The organism is Mucilaginibacter sp. P4_G9 (genome assembly GCF_056400985.1).
Map to the genome: position 1 here is coordinate 1 of NZ_JBFUKF010000370.1, position 4867 is coordinate 4867.

The 4867-nt window shown below is 44.0% G+C and carries 4 protein-coding genes; 2 read left to right on the plus strand and 2 right to left on the minus strand.

All coding sequences use genetic code 11. The features are described from left to right. Positions 1-1510: amino acid permease (locus AC1DPZ_RS21885; protein ID WP_477407426.1), on the plus strand; the 1510-nt coding region annotated here is incomplete at its 5' end. Positions 1511-1643: 133 nt separating this feature from the next. Further along, positions 1644-2213, plus strand: a complete 570-nt coding sequence (locus AC1DPZ_RS21890; protein ID WP_477407428.1) for a MarC family protein — start codon at positions 1644-1646, stop codon at positions 2211-2213. 234 nt (positions 2214-2447) lie between these two features. On the opposite strand, the gene AC1DPZ_RS21895 is transcribed toward AC1DPZ_RS21890, so the two are convergent. After that, on the minus strand, positions 2448-3617 hold the full coding sequence (locus AC1DPZ_RS21895; RefSeq protein ID WP_477407430.1) for an RsmB/NOP family class I SAM-dependent RNA methyltransferase: 1170 nt from the start codon (positions 3615-3617) through the stop codon (positions 2448-2450). After that, positions 3614-4828 carry an ABC transporter substrate-binding protein gene (locus AC1DPZ_RS21900; RefSeq protein ID WP_477407433.1) on the minus strand — a complete coding sequence of 405 codons (1215 nt, stop codon included), beginning with the start codon at positions 4826-4828 and terminating at the stop codon, positions 3614-3616. The genes AC1DPZ_RS21895 and AC1DPZ_RS21900 overlap by 4 nt, the downstream gene beginning before the upstream one ends. Between the last annotated feature and the right edge of the window lie 39 nt (positions 4829-4867).

Sequence of the window (4867 nt, forward strand, 5' to 3'; positions counted from 1 at the left end):
AAAGGAAACTGAGAAAACGCTGAAAAGAACTATAGGCGTTGGATCGCTTATAGCACTTGGTATTGGCGCAATTATCGGTGCCGGTATCTTTGTACGAACGGCGGCGGCAGCAGGCGAACATGCAGGTCCGGCGGTTACCATTTCATTTCTTATAGCAGCGGCTGGTTGCGCGCTGGCCGGTTTATGTTATGCAGAATTTGCCAGTATGATCCCTATCGCCGGTTCGGCCTACACCTATTCCTACGCTACCATGGGCGAGTTTATTGCCTGGATCATAGGCTGGGATTTGGTGCTTGAATACGCATTAGGCGCGGCAACAGTTTCTATAGGCTGGTCGCAATACTTTAATGAGTTTTTGCATACATTTTTTAACGTACACATTCCCTATGTCTGGTCGCACTCATTTATGGAAACCTCAAACACCACTGCAGGTATGTATGCTGCAGAGTTTGGTACAAGGGGTATTGTAAACCTGCCGGCTATCCTCATCCTTTTTCTGCTTACTATGCTATTAATCCGCGGTACTGCAGAATCGGCAATGGTAAATAACATTATTGTAGTAATTAAAGTAGCTATTGTATTAATGATCATTGGCCTGGGCTGGCATTTCATTAATCCTGCCTTCCATACGCCTTATACTATCCCGGCTGATGCAGGTGTAATAAAAGTTAGCGCGGGTACGGTTGATTACTCCGATACTTTTAATCATGGCTGGCTGGGTGTGTTGCGCGGGGCAAGTGTTGTATTTTTTGCCTTCATTGGTTTTGATGCCGTATCAACTGCTGCGCAGGAAGCTAAAAATCCACAACGCGATATGCCAAAAGGTATCCTGATATCGTTGGTTATCTGTACTGCGCTTTATATCCTTTTCTCGCACGTATTAACAGGTTTAGTATCTTATAAAGACTTCCTGATCCAGGGTAAAGAAGCATCAGTGAGCTATGCTATTAAAACTGCCATGCCTGGTTACGGATGGTTAGCATCGTTTGTTACTGTATCTATTCTTGCAGGTTTCTCCTCGGTTATCCTGGTGATGCTGATGGGTCAAACCCGTGTATTCTATACCATGAGTACTGATGGTTTAATTCCTAAAGTGTTTTCAAAATTACATCCCAAATACCGTACGCCATACAAATCTCAATGGTTGTTCTTTATTTTCGTATCGCTGTTTGCGGGTTTTATCCCGGATAAATATGTAGGCGATATGGTGAGCATCGGTACGCTGTTTGCATTTGTACTGGTATGTTTGGGTATCTTCATTTTAAGAAGAACCGATCCAGCTCTTGTTCGTCCATTTAAAACACCATGGTATATGGTTGTTTGTCCGCTTGGCGCAGCAATTTGCTTATGTATGATAGCCAGCGAGGGCTGGGAAAACTGGGCAAGGCTTATTGTTTGGTTGCTGATAGGCTTTGTTGTGTATTTCACTTACAGCATCAAACGTTCGCATGTAAGGCATGGTAAGGTTGAGGCCGCTGTTGATCCCATCAATCCAAAATTTGTTGAATAAACATATATCAATACAATTAAAAAAAGGCACTGATTTTCAGTGCCTTTTTTGTTAACTTCTTTTTTTATACCGAAGCTTTAATTGCACTTTTGCTGAGTTTCCGGTTAAAGTCTAAAGAATAAATCCTAAAGCCATGCAACCACTAATTTTCAGGGAGGTATTATCAGTTACGATGATCCTTTTCGCAATTATTGATATCCTGGGCGCTATACCCGTAATTATCCAGGTACGCCAGCGTGTAGGGCATATCGAATCGGAAAAGGCAAGCATAGCGGTATTGATATTAATGATCGTTTTTTTGTTTGTGGGCGATGAACTGCTGGCCATCATCGGGCTCGATATTTCATCATTTGCCATAGCAGGTTCGCTGGTGATATTTATCATCGCTATGGAAATGGTATTAGGCGTCGATTTTTTCAAGGAAGAATTACCTCAATCTGCATCCATCGTCCCTATCGCCTTCCCCCTTATAGCCGGCGCGGGAACCATGACTACCCTGCTCTCACTAAAATCGCAATATCAAACTCAAAATATCATTGTGGGCATAGTGCTCAACACCATAGTTGTTTACCTGGTACTCAAAAACGTAAAATGGCTCGAAAAACTGTTAGGGCCGGTTGGATTGAGTATTTTGCGTAAATCATTTGGGATAATTTTGTTGGCTATAGCTATTAAGTTGTTTAGGGCAAATACGCATTTGTAGATGTGCAGATTATAGATTTCAGATGTGCAGATGGAGCTGCAAGTGCTTTCATCCCCCCCGTCATTGCGAGGTACGAAGCAATCCCAAACTATGCAGATCGGATTTGCATAGCTACTCTGTAAGTCGGGGATTGCTTCGTGCCTCGCAATGACGGTAGGAAAAAAGCATTGTTCAAACCGCCAACAACCTCGCAACGGTTGAAGCGTATTAAGCCTCGCGGCTTTCACTCCCCCTTTAGGGGGCCGGGGGGCTCAACCTCGCCACAAACATTGTATCCGCTTTGTGCTCGTAGCCTTTCAGCACCTTGCTTTCTTCCAGCTTTAGGCCAAGCTCTTTTACAAGGTAATCAACCACATCCTCATTTTCGCCTTTAAAGGCCGAGCAGGTGATGTAAATAAGCGGTTTGCCGGGCTTAAGGTATTTCACCACGTTTTGGGCGATGCTTTTTTGCAGGCGCTGAAAAAATTCAATTTTTGCAGGCATAAACTGGGCTATCATCTCGGGTGTACGCCCCCAGGTGCCCGAGCCGCTGCAGGGGGCATCAAGAATGATCCCGTCAAATTCATAATCATGCAGGGTTTGATCGATATTGGTGGTCAGATCGAGCACCTTTTTTTGGTACTTGGTTAAACCCGCCAGCTGGAAACGCTCGTCGAGGTTGGCCAGTACCGATTCGCGGATATCAGATACCACCAATTTTATATTAGGCTCATCCTCGTGCAGCAGCAGCGATTTACCCCCCGATGCCGCACAGGCATCCCACCAGCTATCCCAGCGCTGCGGCCTGAAAAAATCGCCTGTTTGCTGTGATGAAAGATCCTGTACCTCAAACCAGTTTTGTTTAGGAAAAATAGTTTCAAGCCTTGTACCATTAGGCAAAGCGTAACAGCCGTTGCCTTCGTCTTTAAATACAACTCCGGCCTTGTTCAGTTGAGCTTTAACCAGGTGGTCGTACCCATTGCGTACCCGGATAAACAAATCGGGCTGACAAAAAAACGATTTTAAAAAGGCATCCTTATCAATCCCTGCCGATACCTGATCTATCCACGGGAACACATCATCAAGCTTAAATGCCGGGTAAGCTGTTTTTACAAGGGCAAGCTTATCATCTACATTAAAACTTACGCAAGCGGCCCAATCAGGCTTAAAATTTTGAAGGAACGAGTTAGTTTGGGTATGGCATAAAAACTCGGCTACAATAAGCCGTTCGTCGGTAGCCAGGTTGGGCAAGGCCTGCCCTATGCGGAAATAATTATATATTAAACGGCTGGCTACCCGCCTATCGGTAGAGCCCATTTGTTTGTTTTGCCTGTAAAAACCGGGTAAAAATTTACTTAAGGGCGTATCAACCGGGTATTCACCTATTATGCGCTGAAACGTTTTAAGCTGGTTTATTGCCTTCATTCTACCTGTTTTAACTCAAAGTTACTATACATTAATACATTTACATGGGTGTTCACCCAACCCAATCCCGGTTTTTTTATAAAGCGGAAGTTATTGTGCAGGCCAGTAAAACCGGCCTTATCAAGTGATGCAAAATTGTTATCAATCAGCTGTTTGCCAAAATACATGCCTTCATCAAATCCTTTTATGGCATAATCGGTAGGCTCAACATGGTAAAGCCTGTGGTATACCCTTATAAATTCCATACTGGCGTCTGATTTGTAATCAACCTGGTCGGCCGATGTAATATGGGTTTTTAAGCGCTGCAAAATATCAACCTTTAAAAAACCAAACTTTTGCCAGCTTGGGTGTCCAAACAGCACCACCGGGTAATGCCTGTTCAGGGTATCTAATGATCGCAGCGTAACGTTCAAAAAAGCCTGGTCGGTAGCGGCTACCACAAACACATTTTGTTCTGTTTTTGAAAGCTGGGGAATTAAACCGCTAAGCTGTCCTTTTGAAATAACAACGGTTATTATCCTTACCTTCTTTTTACTTAAACTGTCTGTGGCATTTTTAAATCCCCTCACATAATCCTGTTCCTGGCTAAATCCCGAACGCAGAATAAATATTTTTTTAGGCTTTAATTTATCATTGATAAACTGCGCGGCACCCCAGCCATGGTATTCTAAAGGTGGCATAACAGTTATCAAATTGTCGCTATTAATTGTGGCAGGCGATGCCGGTGACAGCGGCGAAACAATTGGCGACTTTGTATTAAGCCCCGTGGCAAATATCTTTATACCATCGGGGAAAACCGGGCCAACAATAAGGTCGCTATTTTTGATAAGAGGATTAAGGGCCAGGCTATGCGATTGCGCGTCCTCATCCTTTGAGTCGTACAAACGCAGTTTAAAATTAGCGCCATCAGCTGTCAGCGAATCCAAAGCCAATTTAAAGCCCTGGTAATATTCCACGCTCATATTGGCCTTGGTGAGGCCCGATGACGTGTATTTTGAACCGGGCCTTAAATGATCCAACCCCATAGGCAGCATCATGGCTATGGTTAATGGTTTAGCCGTCACAGGTTTTACCGGCGGCTTTTCGGCAGCTTTTGGTTTTTCAGTTTCAGATTGTTTTTTTACGGGTGTGGTTACCGTCCGCACCTTTGGTGAACATGCAGCCAGTACCAGCGCCGTTATAAAAAACAGTAACCATTTATTCCCACTCAATTGTAGCAGGTGGTTTCGAACTGATATCATATACTACCC

Bases quoted from the DNA above. Each gene is read 5' to 3' on its own strand.
- AC1DPZ_RS21890 (WP_477407428.1), top strand. From the start codon at position 1,644: ATGCAACCACTAATTTTCAGGGAGGTATTATCAGTTACGATGATCCTT.
- AC1DPZ_RS21895 (WP_477407430.1), bottom strand. From the start codon at position 3,617: ATGAAGGCAATAAACCAGCTTAAAACGTTTCAGCGCATAATAGGTGAA.